Raw genomic sequence first — 19,399 nt, forward strand, 5'->3', positions numbered from 1 at the left:
GACGACGGGGGCGCCCCTCACCACTGAGGGGCGCCCCCGTCGTCGTACCGATGCCGGTCGCTCAGCTCTTCGTCGTGCACTTCGGCAGGTCGGCGGTGTCGCCGGAGCGGATGTCCTTCAGGGCGCCGAGGGCGTCGTCGATGGTGCCGACCTTGACGAGGGTGAGCCCGCCCGGGACGTCCCTGGAGGCGGTCGCGCAGTTGTCGGCGGGCGTCAGGAAGTACCGGGCGCCCTTCTCGCGCGCGGCGATGGTCTTCATCTCGATGCCGCCGATGGGGCCGACCTTGCCGGCGTCGTCGATGGTGCCGGTGCCGGCCACGAACTTGCCGCCGGTGAGGCTGCCCGGGGTGAGCTTGTCGTAGAGGCCGAGGGAGAACATCAGGCCCGCGCTGGGGCCGCCGACGTCGGCGAGCTTGATGTCGATGCTGAACGGGAAGGTGTGGTCGGTCCCGGCGGAGATCCCGACGATGGCGCGCTTGTCGCCGCTGTCGGTGGACTCGGCGGTCCTGATGGTGACCTTCTCGGTCTTCGTCGGCGTCCGGCGCTCCTTCTCCGCGGCGGCCTGCTCCTTGGCCGGCACGATCGTGAAGACGACGTCCTGTCCGGGCTCGTGCTTGGTCACCAGCTCGGCGACGTCCCCGGGCTCCTTGACCGTCGTTCCGTCGACGGCCTTGATCACGTCACCGGCGTGCAGCTTGCCCTCGGCCGGGGTTCCCTTGACGACGGTCGAGACGATCACCCAGCTCTGCACCGGGATGTCCAGCGCCTTCAGGGCGGCGACCTTGGCGCTCTCCTGGGACTGGCTGAACTCCTCGGCGTTCTCCTGGGTGGACTGCTCCTCGGTCTTGCCGTCCGGGTAGAGGGTGTCGTGCGGCACGACCTTGTTGTCGTGCGCGAGCCAGCCGTAGACCGCCTCGACCAGGTTCATCTTGTAGTCGGCGCTGGTGACCCGGACAGTGGTCATGTTGAGGTGACCGCTCGTCGGGTAGGTCTTGCGCCCGGAGATCTGAAGCACCGGCTCACCGTCGTGATCGCCGAGGGTGTTGACGGTCGGCCCCGGGGACATTTCCGCGTACGGCACGGGAATGAACACTCCCGCGCACAGGAGCGCGATCAGCATCAGAGTGGAGGCGAGCATCGTCGCGGTGCGGCGTGGCATGCCAAGACAGTACGTGACAGCCCTGTCAGAGCCCCGTCAGGGCCGCGAACCCGCCCCCTGGATCATGCGCCGGCGATCATGCGCGGGGCGAGGACTTCTCCATGGCCGCGCGGAAGCGGGCGTAGCCGTCCAGCTCGGGGCCGTCGCCCCGCGCCTTGCGGGTCCGGTTGGCCCAACTGCCCCACAGGCCGGCGGTGACCGCAGCCACGAGCGGAATCAGCAACCAGGCGAGTGCCGCCATGCCGTCCTCCCATCCCCAATGAGTGACCGCAACTGACTGATCAGCAGATTAACCACTGGCACTGACAACGCTCACGCCAGGGGTGCGGTTACGCAAGCCGAGTGGGGTGGACGGGGCCGGCGGGTGCTCGGGAGGGGCCCTCAGCAGGCGCCGACCCACTCCTCCGTGCCGTCCGAGAACTTCTGGTGCTTCCAGATCGGCACCTCGTGCTTGAGATCGTCGATCAGCTTGCGGCACGCCTCGAAGGCCTCGCCGCGATGGGGGCAGGAGACGGCGACGACGACCGCGAGGTCCCCGACCCCGAGGTCGCCCACTCTGTGGACCGCGGCGAGCGCCCTTACCGGGTACTCGGCGACGACCTTCTCGGCGATCCGCCGCATCTCGGCCTCGGCGCTGGGATGGCACGAGTACCCGAGCTCGTCGACGTCGGCACCCCCGTCGTGGTTGCGCACGGTGCCCACGAACAGCGCGGTCCCACCGGCGGCGGCGTCCCCGACGGCACGGAAGACCTCGTCCAGGGACAGGGCCGTCTCACGAATGGCGATGAGCTTGACGGGATCCTGAGCGCCCTGCTCACCGGGGTGATCGTTGGTAGGTGCCATGGCCCCATCGTGCCTCACGCGCGTGAGGGCGGGGAATAGCGCTTTCGCCCGGCACACGCGCGTGCGGCTTTGGAGCCTCCTACAGCTCGGCCCGCTCCAGGCCGCCGAGCGTGCCGCGCTCAGATCCGCCGCCGGGCCTTCCGCGCCCGCCGTACGACCGCCGCCGCGCCCAGCAGGGCCACCGTCGCACCCGCCGCGCCGGCCGCGGTGGCGTCCTTGCGGCCGAGCCGCCGCCCGGCGACCGTGTGCCTGCCGGAGACCTCTTCGAGCAGCTCCGCGAGAACTTCCTCGTTGGTCCACTGCGGCCGCCACCCGGCGTCGTGGAGCCGGCTGCCGCTGACCACCCACGGGTACATCGTGTAGGCCAGGTCCCCGGCCGGGGACGGCGTCAGCCCGATGCGGTGCAGGCGGGCCGCCGCTCCGAGCGCGACCGCGGAGGGCAGCTCCATACGGCGGATCCCGCTGAGCTCCTCGACCTCCTCCTGCTCCAGCCAGCCGTCGCATCCGACGGCGAGTTCCCCTTCGACCTTCTCCAGGACGGCGTACTCCAGCGCGCTGCACAGGTCCTCGACGTGGCAGAACTGCCAGGCCGGCCGGGAACCGGCGACGACGAGCAGCCGGGGCGACTCGAAGTACCTGGTCAGCGCCGTGTCGGTGCCGCCCACCAGCACGGCGGGGCGCACGACGGTGACATTGAGGCCCGGGTGGGCCCTGGGCGCCCGGCGCGCGAGACGCTCGATCTCCAGGAGGTCCCCGACGCCGGTGGCCTCGGCCGTGGCCCGCAGCTCGGCGTCCTCGGACAGCGGCAGCTCGTTGTCGTCGAGCGCGCCGTAGACCATCGCCGAGGTGCACAGCACCACCCGGTGGATGCCGGCCGCCGCGGCGGCCGTCAGGACGGTCTGCGTCCCCCGAACGTTGTACGCCGTCCGCGCGGCCGCATCCGTCTCCAGATCAAGGTCGAGCGCCAGGTGCACGACCACGTCGGCGCCCCGCAGCTTCTCGGCGATGGCGGGGTCCCGTACGTCCAGGATGTGCCACTGCGCCGCGGCGCAGTCTCCGCGCCGCTCGTCGATGGCGATGACCTGCTTGACCTCGTCCGACGCGACCAGCCGCTCGGTGAGCAGCGCGCCGATCCCGGACGCGGCACCGGTCACCGCGACGACGGGTCCGCGCACGGCGCGCGCGGCGTGCGGGGTTGACTCGTTTCGCGCTGCGCGAACCTGCGGATCAGGGGAACTCACCGGGCGTCTCCAGCGGTTGTCTTTAGTACGAACGCGAGTGACGCGTACGTACCAGGTGGCATCCATCCTGCCGCAGGCCGAGAGTCGGCGAAGCACCGAGGCCCGATCGGCTCGCGGTGTCTACGCTGGGTGGTGTTATCAGGCAGTCGTGCCGTCGGCGTCAGCCGGTGGCCTTACCAGCCGAGGAATCCCGTGAGTGACACCCCATTCGGATTCGGCCTTCCGCCGGAGGAGCCGGAAGACGGCGACGAGGGCAAGAAGAAGGACCAGCAGAGCGGTGGTGGTCAGGGCCCGGCCAACCCGTTCGGTTTCGGGCTGCCGGGCGCCGGAGGCATGGGAGGAGGTGCGGACAATCCGTTCGCGGCCATGTTCGGCTCGCTGAACCCCACCGACCTCGGGGCCGCGTTCCAGCAGCTCGGGCAGATGCTCTCGTACGAGGGCGGCCCGGTGAACTGGGACATGGCCAAGCAGATCGCCCGCCAGACGGTCTCCCAGGGCACCGCGGACGGCACCAAGGACGCGAGCGTGGGCGCCTCCGAGCGCACCGCCGTCCAGGAGGCCGTGCGCCTGGCGGACCTGTGGCTGGACGACGCGACGTCGCTGCCGTCCGGCGCGAACACCGCCGTCGCGTGGAGCCGTGCGGAGTGGGTCGAGGCGACCCTGCCCGCGTGGCAGGAGCTCGTCGACCCGGTCGCGGAGCGGGTCGGCACCGCGATGGGCGACGTCCTGCCGGAGGAGATGCAGGCCATGGCGGGCCCGCTGATCGGCATGATGCGTTCGATGGGCGGCGCCATGTTCGGCACGCAGATCGGGCAGGCCGTCGGTGTGCTCGCGGGCGAGGTCGTCGGGTCCACCGACATCGGCCTGCCGCTCGGCCCGGCCGGCAAGGCCGCGCTGCTGCCGGTGAACGTCGAGACGTTCGGCAAGGACCTGGGCGTGCCGAAGGAGGAGGTACGGCTGTATCTCGCCCTGCGCGAGGCCGCCCACCAGCGCCTCTTCGCGCATGTGCCGTGGCTGCGCTCGCACCTGTTCGGCGCCGTCGACGGCTACGCGCGCGGGATCAAGGTCGACACCGCCAAGCTGGAGGACGTGGTCGGCCAGTTCGACCCGCAGAACCCCGAACAGATTCAGGACGCTCTCCAGCAGGGCATGTTCCAGCCAGAGGACACCCCGGAGCAGAAAGCGGCCCTGGCCCGTCTGGAGACGGCTCTGGCGCTCGTCGAGGGCTGGGTCGACGCGGTGGTCCACGCCGCCGCCAAGCCCCGTCTGTCGTCCGCCGACGCGCTGCGTGAGACGCTGCGCCGCCGGCGTGCCTCGGGCGGCCCGGCCGAGCAGACGTTCGCCACGCTGATCGGTCTGGAACTGCGTCCACGGCGCCTGCGTGACGCCTCCCGGCTGTGGGCCTCGCTCACGGACGCGCGCGGTGTCGACGGCCGGGACGCCCTGTGGGCGCACCCGGACATGCTGCCGACGGCCGGTGACCTGGACGATCCGGACGGATTCGTGCACCGCGAGCAGATCGACTTCTCCGAGCTCGACAAGATGCTCGGCGAGGCCGCGAGCGGCGCCGGCGAGAAGCCGAACCTGAAGAAGGACGGCGACTCCGAGGGCGGCGACGGCAAGGGCGACGGCACCGAGTGAGCCTGTACGACGACGCGGTCCTCGTACTGAAGGCGTACGAGGACCAGGAAGAGCTGCGCCGGACGTATCTGGAGCATCTGGAGACGCACCCGGACGGCATGTGGAAGGCCTGCGGCGACGGGCACATCACGGCGAGCGCGCTGGTGATCGACCCCTCACGCGGGCGGGTGCTGCTCACCCTCCACAAGAAGCTGCGCATGTGGCTGCAGATGGGCGGCCACTGCGAGCCGTCCGACGACACGCTGACGGCGGCGGCGCTGCGCGAGGCGACCGAGGAGTCCGGCGTCGCGGGGCTGTCCCTGCTGCCGGGCGGCCCGGTCCGCCTTGACCGCCATCACACGCCGTGCGCCTGGCATCTCGACGTCCAGTACGCGGCGCTCGCCCCGGCCGGCGCCGTGGCTGCGATCAGCGACGAGTCGCTGGACCTGCGCTGGTTCGCCTACGACGAGGTGGCGGACGTCGCGGACGGGTCGGTGGTCCGCCTGCTGGAGGCGACGCGGGCGAGGCTCGCGGTCTGAAGCACCGGCCGCTGCCGACAGACGTGTAAGGGGCGACCGCCCGGGCGGTCGCCCCTTACGTCTGCTTCCGGACGGTCAACTCCAGACGTTGCCCTGGTTCTGACCCCGTGCCCCTTGCTGCCCCATGCCGTACTGGGCGGCGAGGCCGGAGCCGATCTGGGCGTTCTGCGGCGGCAGCAGCTCGCTCGGCTGGACCAGCGCGAAGCCGGCACCCATGAAGCTGAGCTCCCAGCCCTCGCCGGTGCTGCCGCGGCGCCGCCACACTCCGGAGGAGTGCGTCTGGGCCTGCATCTGCACTCGCAGGGCGGTGGACCAGGCGACGATCGCGTCGGCGTCGCAGTTGACGTACTTGTCGGGCGTCACCTGCATCAGCAGCGGCATGCCGGAGGTCATGAGGGCGACCTTGCCGCGGCCGGTGATGTTGAGCTGGTACTTGCCCGAGCCGGAGATGCCGTAGAGGCTGTCCACGGCGATGACCTCGTGGTGCAGCGAGGATTCCATCGCCAGCACATAGCTGCTGTCGACGGTCAGCCCGTCCTGGTCGACATCCATGACATGGATGTGCTGCTTGAGGTTGGCGAGGTAGACCGTGCCCTGTCCGTGACAGCGCATGAGGTCGAGGCCCTCACCGGTGTGCGCACGCGAGCGTGACTGCTGGTTGTTCTGGTACTCGGCGTCGAACTCGACGAGTCCCTGATAGGCGACCATCGTGCCCTTGCGGGCGAGGAGGTCGTCGTGACCCTCCAGGTTCACGCGGAGCATCTGCTTGTTCTGCAGGCTCCAGCGGTCCTGGGTCTGCTGGTCGTTGTAGGCGAAAATCGGGCTCTGCATGGCGTTCTCTCGCTCCCCCTCAGCCCCGGACCCGGAGACGGTCGGTGCTGTCCTCGCTGGGCTGTACGACGACGATGCCCTGGCCGGAGAAGGCCATCTGGTAGGCCTCGCCGCTGCCCCGGCCGATGAGCGACTGCGCCTTGAAGCTGCGCTTGCCCTTCACCTTGAGGTTCGGGGACCAGGCGACGAGCGCGTCCGGGTCGACGTACGTCTCGTCCTCGCCACCGCCGCAGTCGACGACGATCGGCTTGCCCCGGGAGGTCAGCGCGACCCAGCCCTGCCCGGAGATCTTGGTGTTCCACAGGCCCTGCCCGGCGAACTTCGCCAGACCCTTGACCCGCTCGACGCCCCACGTCAGATGCGCGTCGAAGGCGAGCAGGTTGGTGGCGTTGACGGAGATGCCGTCGCCGTTGAGGTTGATCACGACGACGTTGGCGCCGTAGTCGGCGAGGTAGAGCAGTCCGTCGCCGGAGCACTTCATCAGGGGCGCGCCCTCGCCGGTCATCCAGTCCTTGGCGATCTGGCGCACGGCCGGCGGGTTGGGCTCGTACTGGACGAACCCTTCGTAGGCGACCATCGAGCCCACGCGCGCGAGGAGGTCGTGCCCGCTCTGCATGGCGACCTTCAGCATGTGGTTGCCGTGGTTCTCCATGCGGGCGGTGACAGGTGCGGGGGCGTAGCCCGCGAGTGGCTGGTTCATGACGGGCTCCCTCAGATCTCGTACGGCTGGACGACGATGAAGTTGCCGGGAGCGGCCCGGAACTGGAGGTTGACGCTCTCGCCGGTGTCGCCGGGGTAGGAGTTGCGGCGCATGCGGACCTGACTGGAGACGACCACCTGGGCGGCGGACGACCAGGCGACCACGGCGTTGCAGTCGGCGAACGTCGTGGGCGTCACCGGCAGCACCACGGGCGTGCCGTGCGTCTTGACGACGATGGTGCCGGTGCCCGTGAACTGCATCGTGAACAGCGCGCCGCCAGGGATGCCGTGCCCCTCGATACGGCGGACCTCGTACTGGAGGCCCTCGTCGAAGGCGAGGACGTTCTCGGCGGAGACACAGATGCCGTCGCCCTGGAGCTCGATGGGATGCACCATCGAGTTGTTCTCGGCGAGGAAGACCTGGCCCTGGCCGGAACAGCGCATCAGCTGCATCTCCTGGCCGGTGGCGTTGCCCACGATCCGGCCGGCGAATCCGGCGCCCTTGTAGCTGAAGTCGACCTTGCCCTGGTAGAGCACCATGCTGCCCTGGCGGGCGAGCACGGACTGGCCGCCGATGCCGAGGTCGACGCGGACCATCTTCTTGTTCTGCTGCGTCCAGCGCTGACCGGTCGGCGTCTCCTTGAACTGCTGGAGCGCGGCGGCCACACCGGGACCCTGAGGTGCGCCTTGCGGGGCACCCTGGGGGGCTCCGTAGGGCGCCGCCTGGCCCGGGACCTGCCCGTAGGGGGGCTGCTGGCCGTAGCCGGGAGGCGGGGTCGGCTGGCCGTAACCGGGCGGCGGGGCCGGGGCCTGCGGCGCCTGAGGTGCCGCGGGCGCCTGGGGGTAGCCGTAGCCGGGAGGCGGCGGCGCCGAGGGCTGGCCGTACGGCTGCTGTCCCGGCTGGCCGTAGGGCGCGGGCGCCGGGGCGGGCGGCGGTGGGGCGCCTCCGGGCGGCGTCATGGGCGCGACGATGGTCGGCTGCGCGTGCACCGGGGGCGCCGGGCTCGGCGGCGGGGTGGATCCAGGCGGGGGCGCGAAACCCTGTGCGGCCGGGGCCGGCGCGGGCGCCGGAGGGGCCGGCTGCGGGGCCGGCGCGGGAGCTCCGGCCGGGGCACCGAACGCGGGCGGCGCGGCGGCCTGGGCGGGGGGCGCGAAGCTGGGAGACGCACCGGCCTGGGGCTGCTGCGGGGCGGCGGGCGCCTCCTCCTCGGCGACCTCGCCGCCGAAGTTCTTCAGCAGCGCCTCGAGACCGCCGTCGAAGCCCTGGCCGACGGCCGCGAACCGCCAGACGTCCTTCAGGTAGAAGTCGCCCAGCATCACGGCGCGCTCGGTGGTGAACTCCGAGCCGTTGAAGGCGTACCGGGCCACCTCCTCGCCACCTGCGACGATGCGGATGTATCCGGGGCTGATCTGCGACATCTGTCCGGCGCCGTCGATCGTCGCCGTGAAGGACAGCTTCTGGATCTGCGGGGGGATCCTGTCGAGCGTGACCCGGAAGGACTCCGTGTCACCGGCCTGGGTACCGAGGAGCTGGATGGACTCCTCGGGGGACTTCGGCTGGTTGAAGAAGACGAAATAGCGGTCGTCCGAGAGCCGTTCGTCGGCGTCGAGACCGAAGCAGCTGATGTCGAAGCTCAGCCCTGGGGCGGCGATCTGTACCCCTACGTACAGATCCGTGCCCGCGGTGAGGTCACTGATCCTGGCCTTGTGGCCGCGTTGGAATTCCCTGGCCATGCGTAACGACCGTCCCCCATCCCGAATGTAAGTGCGTCGCGCCAGGCTAACGGCAAACTCGGACATCGGACGAAGCCGGTACAGACCCGGTACACAACCCGCGCCCGGCCGAAGCGGAGGCACCACCAGGCGGCCGCCTTCCGGCCTGCCCCATGGGCTGCCTCAGGGGCTCCTTCGGAGAACGGAGCGGCGCCGCAGCGAAACCGGGCCCTACTCGCCGCGCGCGCCGGGCAGATGGGGCAACCGCTCGGCGGCGACCACGCCTTCGAGGTAGCCCTTCGCCCGCTCGGTGCGGGGATACGCCTCCAGCAGCCGCCAGAAGCGTGGCCCGTGGCCGGGCACCAGGAGATGCGCGAGCTCGTGCAGGAGGACGTAGTCGACGACGTACTCGGGCATTCCCTGCAACCGGTGCGAAAGCCGGATACTGCCCTCGGCCGGGGTGCACGAACCCCAGCGGGTGTTCTGGTTGGTGACCCAGCGCACCGAGTTGGGCCGAGCACGGCCTTCCAGATACTGGCCCGACAACCGCTCGGCACGCTCCGCCAGCTCCGCGTCGCCGATGACCCGTTTGCTCTCCTGTGCGGCCAGCTTGTCCAGCATGACGTTCACCCAGCGTTGCTCCTCGGCCTCGGACATCCGGGCAGGGATGAGCACGACGGTGCGATCGCCCTCTCGGTACGCCGAAACCGTCCGGCGACGCCGGGCGCTTCTGCGGACCTCGATCGCGTTCGCCCCCGAGCCGCTCGGCGGCGGGCTCGTCGTACTGCGCTGTGGTGTTCCGGCGCGGTGCAGTGGGTCGGCGGACACGCCCCGACGTTACCCGTTGCGCATGGGGGAAGTCCCGACTCCGGGACGGTTCGATCCCGATCCCCCACCATGCGTTTGATTTGTACGACGAATATCCACTGCCTGTGGACAACTTTCGGCACCGGTCGCCGTGTCGAGGCATGCTGACAGGCGTCGGGGAAGCCGTGACCGAGCCTCTTCGGCACACGGGGATGTTCCACGACGGCTACGGGGGCCAGTTCATGCATGCAACGGATTCGACCAATTCAGGCATTTCAACCGGGCGGTCGCGGTCGACGCCTCCAGCCGCAGCCGCGCTTGCTCCAGCGACACCAGTGGCTCCGCTGGTGAAGCCGTCCCTCAGGCGCGGCTGGCGCGATCTCAACACCGTCCAATTCGGGATGACTCCGGCACATGCGCTGACGCTGGGTCCGATGGACACCGCGACGGGCAGCTTCCTCGATCTGCTCAACGGCACGCGCGGACTGGAGCTGTTGCGCGAGGAAGGCCGCCGCATGGACCTGCCGGACGGCCATGTCGACGGGCTGGTGCGACGCCTGGCGGGGGCCGGGCTGCTCGACGACGCGAAGGGCGGCGGCCCGGCCGGCGACACCCTTCGCCGCAAGAAAGAGGTACTGGACCGCCTGCGCCCCGATCTGGCCTCACTGTCCCTGACCACATCCGAGCCGGGCGAGGCGATGAGCCGCCTGACCGCGCGCCGCTCACTGCGCGTGCAGGTACGAGGCGCCGGCCGGGTCGGTTCGATGATCGCCTCGCTGCTGTCGGCGGCCGGTGTGGGCGAGGTCGACGTGCGTGACGTCGGCCGGGTCGAACCCTGGGACGTGGCGCCGGGCGGGCTGCCCGCGGAGACGGTCGGTGACCGCAGGGACGAGGCCGCGCGACGCATCGCACGCCACTGCGCACCGGACCGCCCACCACGCCGCGGCCCCCGCTCACCCCTGGGAGAGGAGAGCACCGGCCGCTCCCTGGTGATCATCGCGCCCCGGGACGACGTCGCCGTGCACGCCCCCTCCCCGTCCGCCGCCGAACCCCTCATCGCCTCCGGTACACCGCATCTGTACGCCGGTGTCGTGGAGGGAACCGGCGTGGTCGGCCCGCTCGTGCTGCCCGGCGAGACCGGCTGCGCCGGCTGCCTGAACGAAGGACGCACGGACCGGGACCCCGCGTGGCCGCGGCTGGTCGCGCAGTGGCGCTCGGGTTCGAGAAGGGCAGGTGAGGTGCGGCCCTGCGACCTCACTGTGGCCACCACGGTCGCCGGTCTGGCCGCCGCGCACGCCCTGACCTTTCTGGACGGCCGGGTTCCGTCCAGCGCGGGTGCACGCTGGGAAGTGTCACTACCCGGTCTGACCTGGCACGCCCGGCCGGTGTGGGCGCATCCGGCATGCTCGTGCGGCGCCACGGAGAAAGGTGAGGGAGAACACCCCTCCGAGGAGGCGGGGCGGCACGAGACAATGGCGGAGCAGCGGCCGTCGAAGGAGTCACGCCGTAGGGCAGACGCGGAGCGGCTGGCTGGGACCTGGAGGGCGCATGTCTGATCTTCCCCGCAAGGCGGTCACCCGCACCGCCAAGCTCGCCGCGCTCCCGCTCGGCTTCGCCGGACGGGCCACCTGGGGACTCGGCAAGCGGATCGTCGGCGAATCCGCAGAGCTCGTCGGCCGCGAGCTGCAGCAGCGCACTGCGGAGCAGATGTTCAAGGTGCTCGGCGAGCTCAAGGGCGGTGCCATGAAGTTCGGGCAGGCCCTGTCCGTCTTCGAGTCGGCGCTGCCCGAGGAGATCGCCGGCCCGTATCGTGCGGCGCTCACCAAGCTCCAGGAAGCGGCGCCTCCCATGCCGACGCGCACCGTGCACTCGGTGCTGGCGGAGCGGCTCGGCGAGGACTGGCAGGACCTCTTCGAGGAGTTCGAGGACAAGCCGGCCGCGGCCGCCTCGATCGGCCAGGTGCATCGCGGGGTGTGGCACGACGGCCGTGAGGTGGCGGTCAAGGTGCAGTACCCGGGAGCCGGCGAGGCGCTGCTCTCCGACCTGAACCAATTGAGCCGCTTCGCCCGGCTTCTGGGCCCGCTGATCCCCGGCATGGACATCAAGCCGCTGATCGCCGAGCTCAAGGACCGGGTCTCGGAAGAACTGGACTACGGCCTGGAGGCACAGGCTCAGCAGGCCCACGCGGACGAGTTCGCCGACGATCCGGACGTCGTCGTCCCCGCGGTGGTCCATCAGTGCGAGCAGGTCCTGATCACCGAGTGGATCGACGGCATCCCGCTCTCGGAGGTGATCTCCGACGGCACCGAGGAGCAGCGCAACCGCGCCGGCCAGCTCCTGGCCCGCTTCCTCTTCTCCGGCCCGGCCCGCACAGGCCTGCTGCACGCCGACCCGCACCCCGGGAACTTCCGCCTCCTGCCGGGCGGCCCGGACGGCGAGGACGAGTGGCGACTGGGCGTCCTGGACTTCGGCACCGTCGACCGCCTCCCGGGCGGCCTGCCGACACCCATCGGCGACTCCCTGCGCATGACCCTGGACGGCGACGCGGACACGGTCTACGAACTCCTCTGCGAGGAGGGCTTCGTCAAGGAATCCATCGACCTGGACCCCGACGCCGTCCTGGACTACCTGCTGCCGATCATCGAGCCGGCCCAGGTCGAGGAGTTCACCTTCACCCGCGGCTGGATGCGCAGCCAGGCCGGACGCGTGGCCGACCCCCGCTCCCCCGCCTACCAACTGGGCAAACAGCTCAACCTTCCCCCGGCGTACCTCCTCATCCACCGGGTCACGCTGAGCACGATCGGTGTCCTGTGCCAGCTGGGCGCGACGGTACGGCTGCGCGAGGAACTGGAGGATTGGCTACCGGGATTCGTCCTGGATGAGCCGACCGCTGAGGAGGGGTCGGCTGCGGAGGCATGATCTGAGGCGGTGTGCTTGGAGGGGCTGGGGCGGGGGGAGGGAGGGGGCGGGGGGAGCCCCCAGTGGTGAAACAGCCGCTGCCGCCCTACCACCAAGCCGAGTCCAACCGCCCCTCGATCGCTCTCAGGTTCTCCCGTGAGCACGTGTCACAGAAGTAGCGTCGGGTGCCGTTCTCCACGGAGCAGGTCCAGGTGGGCTGCGGGGACCGGGCCTCGGTGCCGCATCGGGCACATCTGAGGGGCCGGGGCTCGGGGGCGGAGCCGCCGTTTTCACTGCCTCTGTCACTGCCTCCGGAAAGACTCGTCACTCGGCGACGATACCGCCGCCTGATCCGATCGCCGGAACAACGCACCGCGGGGGCCGGTCCGTTCGTACGGACCGGCCCCCGCGGGGTGGAGTCACCGCCTCCCTGATCGGGAGGCAACCGCTCGGCGGTGGGGTCGATTACTGCATGACCGCCATGGCGAGCGCGCGGCGGGCACGCAGCGAGGCGCGCTCGGCACGGCGCTGCATCCGTCGCGCGGACACCAGGCGCATGGCCCGGCGTTCCCGCGCGGCCTCGTGCTGTCGCTCGTGCATATGCGCACGTGCCAGGGCTTCTTGGATGAGTTGCATCTCTCGGTTCCTGTTCTGACGCGAGTCGTTCGCGCCACTGGTGGTGAAGTCTTCAGGCGCGGAGCCTGTGAGTTCGCTGGTGGACGGCTTCATCGGGGCCTGCTTCTGGGGGTCGTGCGTGAGGGGACGGTCGATCGTGCCTGCGGTGTTCATGCCGTGACCGGGTTCTTGCGCGGGCGACCACGCGGCCGCTTCCGGGCGACGACAACACCCTGGACGAACAGCTCGCCACCCCAGACGCCCCAGGGCTCACGCCGCTCCTTGGCGCCGGCGAGGCAGGCCTCGATCAGCGGGCAGGTGCGGCAGAGGGACTTGGCGTACTCGACGTCCGCCGGCGACTCGGCGAAGAAGACCTCCGGGTCGTAGGAACGGCAGGGGACGGGTACGCCGAGGTTCTCGATGGCGTCGTCGAGCGCGGTGAGCGCAGTGAGCGGGGTCAAGGTCGTGTCCTCCGTGGGGCCGGGCTTGGGGATCGCTTCTGAGGGCGGTACTGACGGGGCGTGCGCTTCGAGTTGCACGGTTGGTCTTCCTCGTCTGTTCGTTCCGGCCCTGTTGGGCCGGGTGGCGGCTGGTACCGGGTTTTCCTTTGTCCCGAGGCCCCTTCGCCCTGTCATCCCCGTTCGAGGACAAACAGAAGGGCCGCGGATCCCGGATGGGGTTCCGCGGCCCTGAAGGCGCCGGCCTGATCGGCTGTCAGGCTGGATCACTCCAGGGTTCTGGCCCACGGAAGGCCCACATCTGGTGGTGCTGCGTCGTCTGCTTCCGGAATCCGGCACCGGTCGCTGCAAAGGCATAGGCGTGCGCCCTTGCCTCTACTGCCGCTTCCAGTGCCTTGGTCGGTCGCTCATTGCGCTCACGGATGGGAAGACCCGCGAGAGACACGGAGGACGCCGGCAGGACGGCACGGATGCCGGACAGACCGGTGCCCTGGTTCGAGGCGCCGAGCATGCACAGGGAAGCGACGACCGAGCGATCGGTCATTTTGACGTTGCTGATGGAGCTGGCGTTGATGCTGATCACTGGACTCGCCTCCTCTCGGCGTCTAGGGGGACTGGGGTGAGCCAGTCCGACGGGTATGCAAGTACAACACGGAATTGGGGCCTCCGAGAAGGCCTCCGTTCCCGTGGCTAAGAACCTATGGGGATTGCTGGGGCATGCGCAAACTATTTTTTCGACGAGTTCGTTTCATTCCCCGTCCGGACCCTGCTCAAGCTCCTGGCCTGCGCAGATGGCCAGCACATCGTCTCCGTAGCGGTCGAGCTTGCGCTTGACGACTCCTGGGATGCGGGACAGCTCATCCGGAGTGGTCGGCTCCGTCTCGGCGATGGCCATCAGGGTCTTGTCCGTGAAGACACAGAAGTCGGGCTGTCCGCTGAGCCGTGCCTGGACGCCCCGCCATTCGCGGAGGCGTTCGTAGAGGCCCTCGTCCATGTCGGACGGGCAGTCCTCGCAGCGCATCAGCTTCATTTCGCCTGCGTCGGTGAGCGTGCGCCCGCAGACGCGGCAGCGGGCGGGGCTGCGCTGTGTCCGTCTCGGGGCGGCGTCGGGTCTGCTGTGGAATCCTCGCTCGACACCGCCGGAGCCGCGGGCGGCCGTTCGACCGGCGGTGGCGGTCGAGCCGGGGCGCAGTCCGTCGAGGAAGCGGCTGGGGCGGCGGTTGGGGCGGCCGCCGGGGGCGCGGGTGAGCGCCCAGGAGACGTGGAGATGACGGCGGGCGCGGGTGACGCCGACGTACAGGAGGCGGCGTTCCTCCTCGACCTGCTCGTCGGTCCTTGCGTAGGTGATCGGCATCATGCCCTCGGCGACACCGACGAGGAAGACGACGTCCCACTCCAGGCCCTTGGCGGAGTGCAGGGAGGCGAGGGTGACGCCCTGGACGGTCGGGGCGTGCTGGGCGTTGGCGCGTTCGTCGAGTTCCGCGACCAGGTCGGCGAGGGTGGCGCCGGTTTTGGCGGCAGCGAAGTCCTGGGCGAGGTTCACCAGGGCCGCCAGCGACTCCCAGCGCTCTCTGACGGCGCCGGAGCCGGCCGGTGGCTCGGTCGTCCAGCCCTCTCCCGAGAGGACGGCACGCACCTGGGAGGGCAGGTCGACGGCGTCGTCGAGGAGGGTGTCGTTGCCGCCGAAGCGGGCCGCGCCGCGCAGGGCGATGCCGGCCTTGCGCACTTCGGGCCGGTCGAAGAAGCGCTCGGCGCCGCGCAGCTGGTAGGAGACGCCCGCGTCGGCGAGGGCCTGTTCGTAGGACTCGGACTGGGAGTTCGTGCGGAACAGGATGGCGATCTCGCTGGCCGGGACGCCGGAGGCCATGAGTTCCCGGATGCGGCGGGCGGCGCCCTCGGCCTCGGCGGGCTCGTCCGTGTACTCGGTGTAGACGGGTTCGGGGCCGGCGTCGCGCTGGGAGATCAGTTCCAGGCGGTGGTCGGCGGCGCGTCCGCTGGCCTGGGTGAGCAGGCCGTTGGCGAGGTGGACGACCTGGGGGGTGGAGCGGTAGTCGCGGACGAGTTTGACGACGGTGGCGCCGGGGTGGCGGGTGCGGAAGTCGAGCAGGTGGTCGGGGGTCGCGCCGGTGAACGAGTAGATCGTCTGGCTGGCGTCGCCGACCACGCAGAGGTTGTCCCGCTCGCCCAGCCACAGTTCCAGCAGGCGTTGCTGGAGCGGGCTGACGTCCTGGTATTCGTCGACGACGAAGTGCTGGTACTGGGAGCGGACCTGGTCGGCGATGTCGTGCCGGTCCTGGAGGATGGCGACGGTGAGGAGCAGGACGTCCTCGAAGTCCATGACGGAGCGGTCGCGCTTGAGGTCCTCGTAGACGTTGTAGATCTGGGCGATCTCGGCCGGGTCGCGGGGGGCTTCGCGGCCCGCTTTGACGGCGGCGGGGGCGTAGTCGGCGGGGACGGTCTGGGTGACCTTGGACCACTCGATCTCGGCGGTGACGTCGCGCAGCTCGTTGCGGTCGAGGCGGATGCGGCAGGCGGCGGCCGCGTCGGCGACGAGCTGGATCTTGCGGTCGACGAGTCGGGGCATGGAGCCACCGATCGCTTTCGGCCAGAAGTACTGGAGCTGGCGCAGGGCGGCCGAGTGGAACGTACGGGCCTGGACCCCGGCGGCGCCGAGCTGGCGGAGTCGGCCGCGCATCTCTCCGGCGGCGCGGTTGGTGAAGGTGACGGCGAGCACGCTGGAGGGCTGGAGGATGCCGGCGCGGACCCCGTAGGCGATGCGGTGGGTGATCGCCCTTGTCTTGCCGGTACCGGCGCCCGCCAGTACGCACACCGGTCCGTGCAGGGCGGTGGCGACCTCGCGCTGCTCGGGGTCGAGCCCGTCGAGCACCGCGTCGGCCGTCTCCGGTGCCTGCGGGAAGAGGGTGGAGTGCGTTGCTGCTGTCACATGGCCATGCTGCCAGGTCGCCGGAGACGGCTGTGCCGGTTGCCCACAGGCAGGCATCGATAGTCGTACTAATGCGGCAGGCGTCACGTCGGCGGGCATACCCCGGGTGGGAATGGAGGCCCGGTCGCGTACGTTCCCCCTCCGGACGACCTGTTCCCCCGAGCTATCAGAGGAGCGCGCGAGACATGCAGGGCACTGTGACGATGTACAGCACCACCTGGTGCGGCTACTGCCAGCGGCTGAAGAAGCAGCTGGACCGCGAGGGCATCGCGTACACGGAGATCAACATCGAGCAGGACCCCGAGTCCGCGTCTTTCGTCGAGAAGGCGAATGGCGGAAACCAGACGGTCCCGACCGTGCTTTTCGCGGACGGTTCGACGATGACGAACCCGTCGCTGGCTCAGGTCAAGCAGAAGATCAGCGCCTGACCGCACCGACGGTGCGGTCCCCGGAAGGCGGTCCCTGAGGCGCTTCAGGGACCGCCTTCGTGCTGTCCGCGTGGCGGCGACGAGGGTGGCCTCAGACGAAGCTCCTCGTCGGCAGGGGCTTGCCGTACCAGAGCTCGATCAGGCGGGCCGCGATGGAGATGCCGTAGGGCGGCAGGACCTCGCCGGCCTCGAACGCGACGCGCAGTTCCTCGCGGGAGAACCAGCGGGCCTCGTGGATCTCGTCGCCGTCGACCTCGACGTCGGTGGTGGTGGCGCGGGCCATGAAGCCGAGCATGAGGCTGGACGGGAAGGGCCAGGGCTGGCTGGCGACGTACTCGACCTGGCCGACGGTGATGCCGGCCTCTTCGAAGACCTCGCGGCGCACGGCCTGCTCGATGGACTCGCCGGGCTCGACGAAGCCGGCGAGCGTGGAGAAGCGGCCCTCGGGCCAGTGGACCTGGCGGCCGAGGAGGATGCGGTCGTCCTCGTCGGTGACGGCCATGATCACGGCGGGGTCGGTACGGGGGTAGTGCTCGGCGCCGCAGGCGGGGCAGCGGCGGATGTGACCGGCCGCGGCGATGACGGTGCGCTCTCCGCAGCGGGAGCAGAAGCGGTGGGTGCGCTGCCAGTTCTCCAGGCCGACGGCGTGCACCATCAGGCCCGTGTCGCGCGCCGACAGCAGCAGGCCCGCCTCGCGCAGGCCGGCCGCGCGCGCGGACTGGTCGATGCGGCCCGGCAGGGCGTCCTTCTGGAGGGCGAAGTAGCTGACGCCGTCGTCGTCGATGCCGAGGAAGTAGCGGTGCGCCTCGGTGAGGGGGGCCTCGAAGGAGGGGGTCATGACGAGTTCGGTGCGCCCGTCGGGCGTCTCGTCGATGAGGACCTGGCCGCCGGAGACCACGAAGCAGCGGGTGGTGGGGTGGCTCCACGCTGCCGCGAGCCAGGCCTCGTCGAGCCGGTGGTGGGCGGCGCGGTCGATGCCGCTCGGGGCGGTGAGCGAGATGGGTCGGTCGGCGGTGTGGTCGGTCCAGGTGGTCACGGGTGCTTCCAACTCCCCCAGTGGAACGGTGTGCTTCGGCGGGCGGATCGGCGGGACGTGGGACGGGAGGCGACCGGTTTCGGCAGGGCTGGGCGCTGCGGGGCGGCGTTTCCAGTGTGCCCCGCGCGCGACGCGCCTCCGGACGGGCCCGGTGGCTCAGGGTGCATGGCGCCAGTGCGCGGCGAGGTCGCCCCACAGGTAGGCGGTGGTCTCGACGCCTTTGAGGAGCAGGTCCAGCTCGACCTTCTCGTTCGGGGCGTGCCAGCCGTCGGAGGGGACGGAGATGCCGAGGAAGAGGACGGGTGCGGCGAGGACGTCCTGGAGGTCGGCGGCCGGTCCGGAGCCGCCTTCGCGGGTGAAGCGGACGGGGCCTTCGAAGGCGCGGCTCATGGCGCGTACGACGGACTGGAGGGCCGGGTGGTCCAGTGGCGTCAGGCACGGGCGCGTGGCGCCGGTGAAGGCGATCTCGCTGCGGATGCCCGCGGGCACCTGGTCGGTCGCCCAGGCGCGGACGGCCTTTTCGATGTGTTCGGGGTCCTGTCCGGCGACCAGCCGGAAGGAGAGCTTCACCATCGCTGAGGACGGGATGATGGTCTTGCTGCCCGGGCCCTGGTAGCCGCCGCCGATGCCGTTGACCTCGGCGGTCGGGCGGGCCCAGATGCGCTCCAGGGTGGTGAGGCCGGCCTCGCCGTGGGTGGCGTGGGACTTGGCGGTGCGCAGCCAGCGCGCTTCGTCGAAGGGCAGCTCGGCGAAGAGTTCGCGCTCGCGGTCGGTCAGCTCGACGACGCCGTCGTAGAAGCCGGGGATCGCCACGCGTGCGTGCTCGTCGTGCAGGGCGGCGACCAGGCGGGCGGCGGCGGTCGCCGGGTTGGGGACGGCGCCGCCGAAGGAGCCGGAGTGGATGTCCTGGTCGGGGCCGTACAGCCGGATCTCGCACTCGGCGAGGCCGCGCATGCCGGTGCACACGGTGGGGGTGTCCTCGGCCCACATGCCGGTGTCGGACACGATCACGGCGTCGGCCGCGAGCCGCGGGGCGTGCTCCTCGACGAGGGCGCGGAAGTGCGGGGAGCCGGACTCCTCCTCACCCTCGATGAGCAGCTTGAGGTTGACGGCGGGGGTGGTGCGGCCGGTGGTGGCGAGGTGGGTGCGGACGCCGAGTGTGTGGAAGAACACCTGGCCCTTGTCGTCGGCGGCCCCGCGCGCGTAGAGGCGTCCTTCGCGGACGACGGGCTCGAAGGGCTCGCTGTCCCAGCCGTCCTCGCGGGCGGCGGGCTGCACGTCGTGGTGGCCGTAGACGAGGACGGTGGGCGCTTCGGGGTCGTCGGAGGGCCACTCGGCGAAGACGGCGGGGGCGCCCGGCGTGGGCCAGACCTCGGTGGTCGGGAAGCCGGTCTCCTTGAGTTTGGCGGCGAGCCAGTCGGCGCTGCGGCGTACGTCGGGCGCGTGGTCGGGCTGGGCCGACACGGAGGGGATGCGCAGCCATTCGGCGAGGTCGTCGAGGAAGGCGGCACGGTGCTGCTCGATGTACGTACGGACGGCGCTGTCCGGGGTCTGGCTCATGGTCACGA

The 19,399-nt window shown here is 70.7% G+C and carries 20 protein-coding genes; 5 read left to right on the plus strand and 15 right to left on the minus strand.

Going from position 1 to position 19,399, the window contains the following annotated elements; translation table 11 throughout:
* Positions 1-61: 61 nt before the first annotated feature.
* From AC3ETA_RS04995 to AC3ETA_RS05010, 4 genes are all read right to left on the minus strand, one after another.
* Positions 62-1,159 (minus strand): YlbL family protein, encoded by a 1,098-nt coding sequence (locus tag AC3ETA_RS04995; protein ID WP_432191573.1) that lies wholly within the window; start codon positions 1,157-1,159, stop codon positions 62-64.
* Between the two features lie 76 nt (positions 1,160-1,235).
* Positions 1,236-1,400 carry a hypothetical protein gene (locus tag AC3ETA_RS05000; RefSeq protein ID WP_432191574.1) on the minus strand — a complete coding sequence of 55 codons (165 nt, stop codon included), beginning with the start codon at positions 1,398-1,400 and terminating at the stop codon, positions 1,236-1,238.
* A 140-nt stretch (positions 1,401-1,540) separates the two neighbouring features.
* Positions 1,541-2,002, minus strand: coding sequence for a molybdenum cofactor biosynthesis protein MoaE (locus AC3ETA_RS05005; RefSeq protein WP_432191575.1), 462 nt, complete (start codon positions 2,000-2,002; stop codon positions 1,541-1,543).
* Between the two features lie 119 nt (positions 2,003-2,121).
* Positions 2,122-3,243 (minus strand): SDR family oxidoreductase, encoded by a 1,122-nt coding sequence (locus AC3ETA_RS05010; protein WP_432191576.1) that lies wholly within the window; start codon positions 3,241-3,243, stop codon positions 2,122-2,124.
* A 192-nt stretch (positions 3,244-3,435) separates the two neighbouring features.
* Here AC3ETA_RS05010 and AC3ETA_RS05015 point away from each other — a divergent pair, with 192 nt between their 5' ends.
* Complete coding sequence (locus AC3ETA_RS05015; protein WP_432191577.1) at positions 3,436-4,884, plus strand: zinc-dependent metalloprotease; 1,449 nt, start codon at positions 3,436-3,438, stop codon at positions 4,882-4,884.
* A complete protein-coding gene (locus AC3ETA_RS05020) occupies positions 4,881-5,402 on the plus strand; it encodes an NUDIX hydrolase (protein WP_432191578.1) in 522 nt (173 codons plus the stop codon). Before AC3ETA_RS05015 ends, AC3ETA_RS05020 begins: the two co-directional genes overlap by 4 nt.
* A 75-nt stretch (positions 5,403-5,477) precedes the next feature.
* On the opposite strand, the gene AC3ETA_RS05025 is transcribed toward AC3ETA_RS05020, so the two are convergent.
* The 4 genes from AC3ETA_RS05025 to AC3ETA_RS05040 form a co-directional block, all read right to left on the minus strand.
* Positions 5,478-6,233 carry an AIM24 family protein gene (locus AC3ETA_RS05025; RefSeq protein ID WP_432191579.1) on the minus strand — a complete coding sequence of 252 codons (756 nt, stop codon included), beginning with the start codon at positions 6,231-6,233 and terminating at the stop codon, positions 5,478-5,480.
* Positions 6,234-6,252: 19 nt separating this feature from the next.
* Positions 6,253-6,933, minus strand: coding sequence for an AIM24 family protein (locus AC3ETA_RS05030; protein WP_432191580.1), 681 nt, complete (start codon positions 6,931-6,933; stop codon positions 6,253-6,255).
* Between the two features lie 11 nt (positions 6,934-6,944).
* Complete coding sequence (locus tag AC3ETA_RS05035) at positions 6,945-8,666, minus strand: TerD family protein (RefSeq protein WP_432191581.1); 1,722 nt, start codon at positions 8,664-8,666, stop codon at positions 6,945-6,947.
* A 210-nt stretch (positions 8,667-8,876) separates the two neighbouring features.
* On the minus strand, positions 8,877-9,473 hold the full coding sequence (locus AC3ETA_RS05040) for a M48 metallopeptidase family protein (protein ID WP_093747224.1): 597 nt from the start codon (positions 9,471-9,473) through the stop codon (positions 8,877-8,879).
* A 314-nt stretch (positions 9,474-9,787) separates the two neighbouring features.
* Between AC3ETA_RS05040 and AC3ETA_RS05045 the strand changes: the two genes are divergently transcribed.
* Positions 9,788-11,008: a TOMM precursor leader peptide-binding protein gene (locus tag AC3ETA_RS05045; RefSeq protein ID WP_432191582.1), complete on the plus strand. Its 1,221-nt coding sequence runs from the start codon at positions 9,788-9,790 to the stop codon at positions 11,006-11,008.
* Positions 11,001-12,371 (plus strand): ABC1 kinase family protein, encoded by a 1,371-nt coding sequence (locus tag AC3ETA_RS05050; RefSeq protein WP_432191583.1) that lies wholly within the window; start codon positions 11,001-11,003, stop codon positions 12,369-12,371. The genes AC3ETA_RS05045 and AC3ETA_RS05050 overlap by 8 nt, the downstream gene beginning before the upstream one ends.
* A gap of 85 nt (positions 12,372-12,456) precedes the next feature.
* Here the strand turns inward: AC3ETA_RS05050 and AC3ETA_RS05055 are convergent, their stop codons facing one another.
* The 5 genes from AC3ETA_RS05055 to AC3ETA_RS05075 form a co-directional block, all read right to left on the minus strand.
* A complete protein-coding gene (locus AC3ETA_RS05055) occupies positions 12,457-12,678 on the minus strand; it encodes a hypothetical protein (protein ID WP_432191584.1) in 222 nt (73 codons plus the stop codon).
* A gap of 137 nt (positions 12,679-12,815) precedes the next feature.
* Positions 12,816-13,139 carry a hypothetical protein gene (locus AC3ETA_RS05060; protein ID WP_432191585.1) on the minus strand — a complete coding sequence of 108 codons (324 nt, stop codon included), beginning with the start codon at positions 13,137-13,139 and terminating at the stop codon, positions 12,816-12,818.
* Positions 13,136-13,504, minus strand: a complete 369-nt coding sequence (locus AC3ETA_RS05065; protein WP_030947035.1) for a WhiB family transcriptional regulator — start codon at positions 13,502-13,504, stop codon at positions 13,136-13,138. Before AC3ETA_RS05065 ends, AC3ETA_RS05060 begins: the two co-directional genes overlap by 4 nt.
* A gap of 175 nt (positions 13,505-13,679) precedes the next feature.
* Entirely contained in the window at positions 13,680-14,006 is a 327-nt protein-coding gene (locus AC3ETA_RS05070; RefSeq protein ID WP_432191586.1) for a hypothetical protein, read from the minus strand.
* A 165-nt stretch (positions 14,007-14,171) separates the two neighbouring features.
* Entirely contained in the window at positions 14,172-16,424 is a 2,253-nt protein-coding gene (locus AC3ETA_RS05075) for an ATP-dependent DNA helicase UvrD2 (RefSeq protein ID WP_432191587.1), read from the minus strand.
* A 128-nt stretch (positions 16,425-16,552) separates the two neighbouring features.
* Between AC3ETA_RS05075 and AC3ETA_RS05080 the strand changes: the two genes are divergently transcribed.
* On the plus strand, positions 16,553-16,795 hold the full coding sequence (locus AC3ETA_RS05080) for a mycoredoxin (protein WP_030947039.1): 243 nt from the start codon (positions 16,553-16,555) through the stop codon (positions 16,793-16,795).
* A 91-nt stretch (positions 16,796-16,886) separates the two neighbouring features.
* Here the strand turns inward: AC3ETA_RS05080 and nudC are convergent, their stop codons facing one another.
* Positions 16,887-17,831: an NAD(+) diphosphatase gene (gene nudC / locus AC3ETA_RS05085; RefSeq protein ID WP_030947042.1), complete on the minus strand. Its 945-nt coding sequence runs from the start codon at positions 17,829-17,831 to the stop codon at positions 16,887-16,889.
* A 156-nt stretch (positions 17,832-17,987) separates the two neighbouring features.
* Positions 17,988-19,391, minus strand: coding sequence for a dipeptidase (locus AC3ETA_RS05090; protein ID WP_432191588.1), 1,404 nt, complete (start codon positions 19,389-19,391; stop codon positions 17,988-17,990).
* Positions 19,392-19,399 lie beyond the last annotated feature (8 nt).

This window comes from Streptomyces sp. bgisy027, assembly GCF_057710365.1.

Bases quoted from the DNA above. Each gene is read 5' to 3' on its own strand.
- AC3ETA_RS04995 (WP_432191573.1), bottom strand. From the start codon at position 1,159: ATGCCACGCCGCACCGCGACGATGCTCGCCTCCACTCTGATGCTGATC.
- AC3ETA_RS05000 (WP_432191574.1), bottom strand. From the start codon at position 1,400: ATGGCGGCACTCGCCTGGTTGCTGATTCCGCTCGTGGCTGCGGTCACC.
- AC3ETA_RS05005 (WP_432191575.1), bottom strand. From the start codon at position 2,002: ATGGCACCTACCAACGATCACCCCGGTGAGCAGGGCGCTCAGGATCCC.
- AC3ETA_RS05025 (WP_432191579.1), bottom strand. From the start codon at position 6,233: ATGCAGAGCCCGATTTTCGCCTACAACGACCAGCAGACCCAGGACCGC.
- AC3ETA_RS05030 (WP_432191580.1), bottom strand. From the start codon at position 6,933: ATGAACCAGCCACTCGCGGGCTACGCCCCCGCACCTGTCACCGCCCGC.
- AC3ETA_RS05035 (WP_432191581.1), bottom strand. From the start codon at position 8,666: ATGGCCAGGGAATTCCAACGCGGCCACAAGGCCAGGATCAGTGACCTC.
- AC3ETA_RS05050 (WP_432191583.1), top strand. From the start codon at position 11,001: ATGTCTGATCTTCCCCGCAAGGCGGTCACCCGCACCGCCAAGCTCGCC.
- AC3ETA_RS05060 (WP_432191585.1), bottom strand. From the start codon at position 13,139: ATGAACACCGCAGGCACGATCGACCGTCCCCTCACGCACGACCCCCAG.
- AC3ETA_RS05075 (WP_432191587.1), bottom strand. From the start codon at position 16,424: ATGCCTGCCTGTGGGCAACCGGCACAGCCGTCTCCGGCGACCTGGCAG.
- AC3ETA_RS05080 (WP_030947039.1), top strand. From the start codon at position 16,553: ATGCAGGGCACTGTGACGATGTACAGCACCACCTGGTGCGGCTACTGC.
- AC3ETA_RS05090 (WP_432191588.1), bottom strand. From the start codon at position 19,391: ATGAGCCAGACCCCGGACAGCGCCGTCCGTACGTACATCGAGCAGCAC.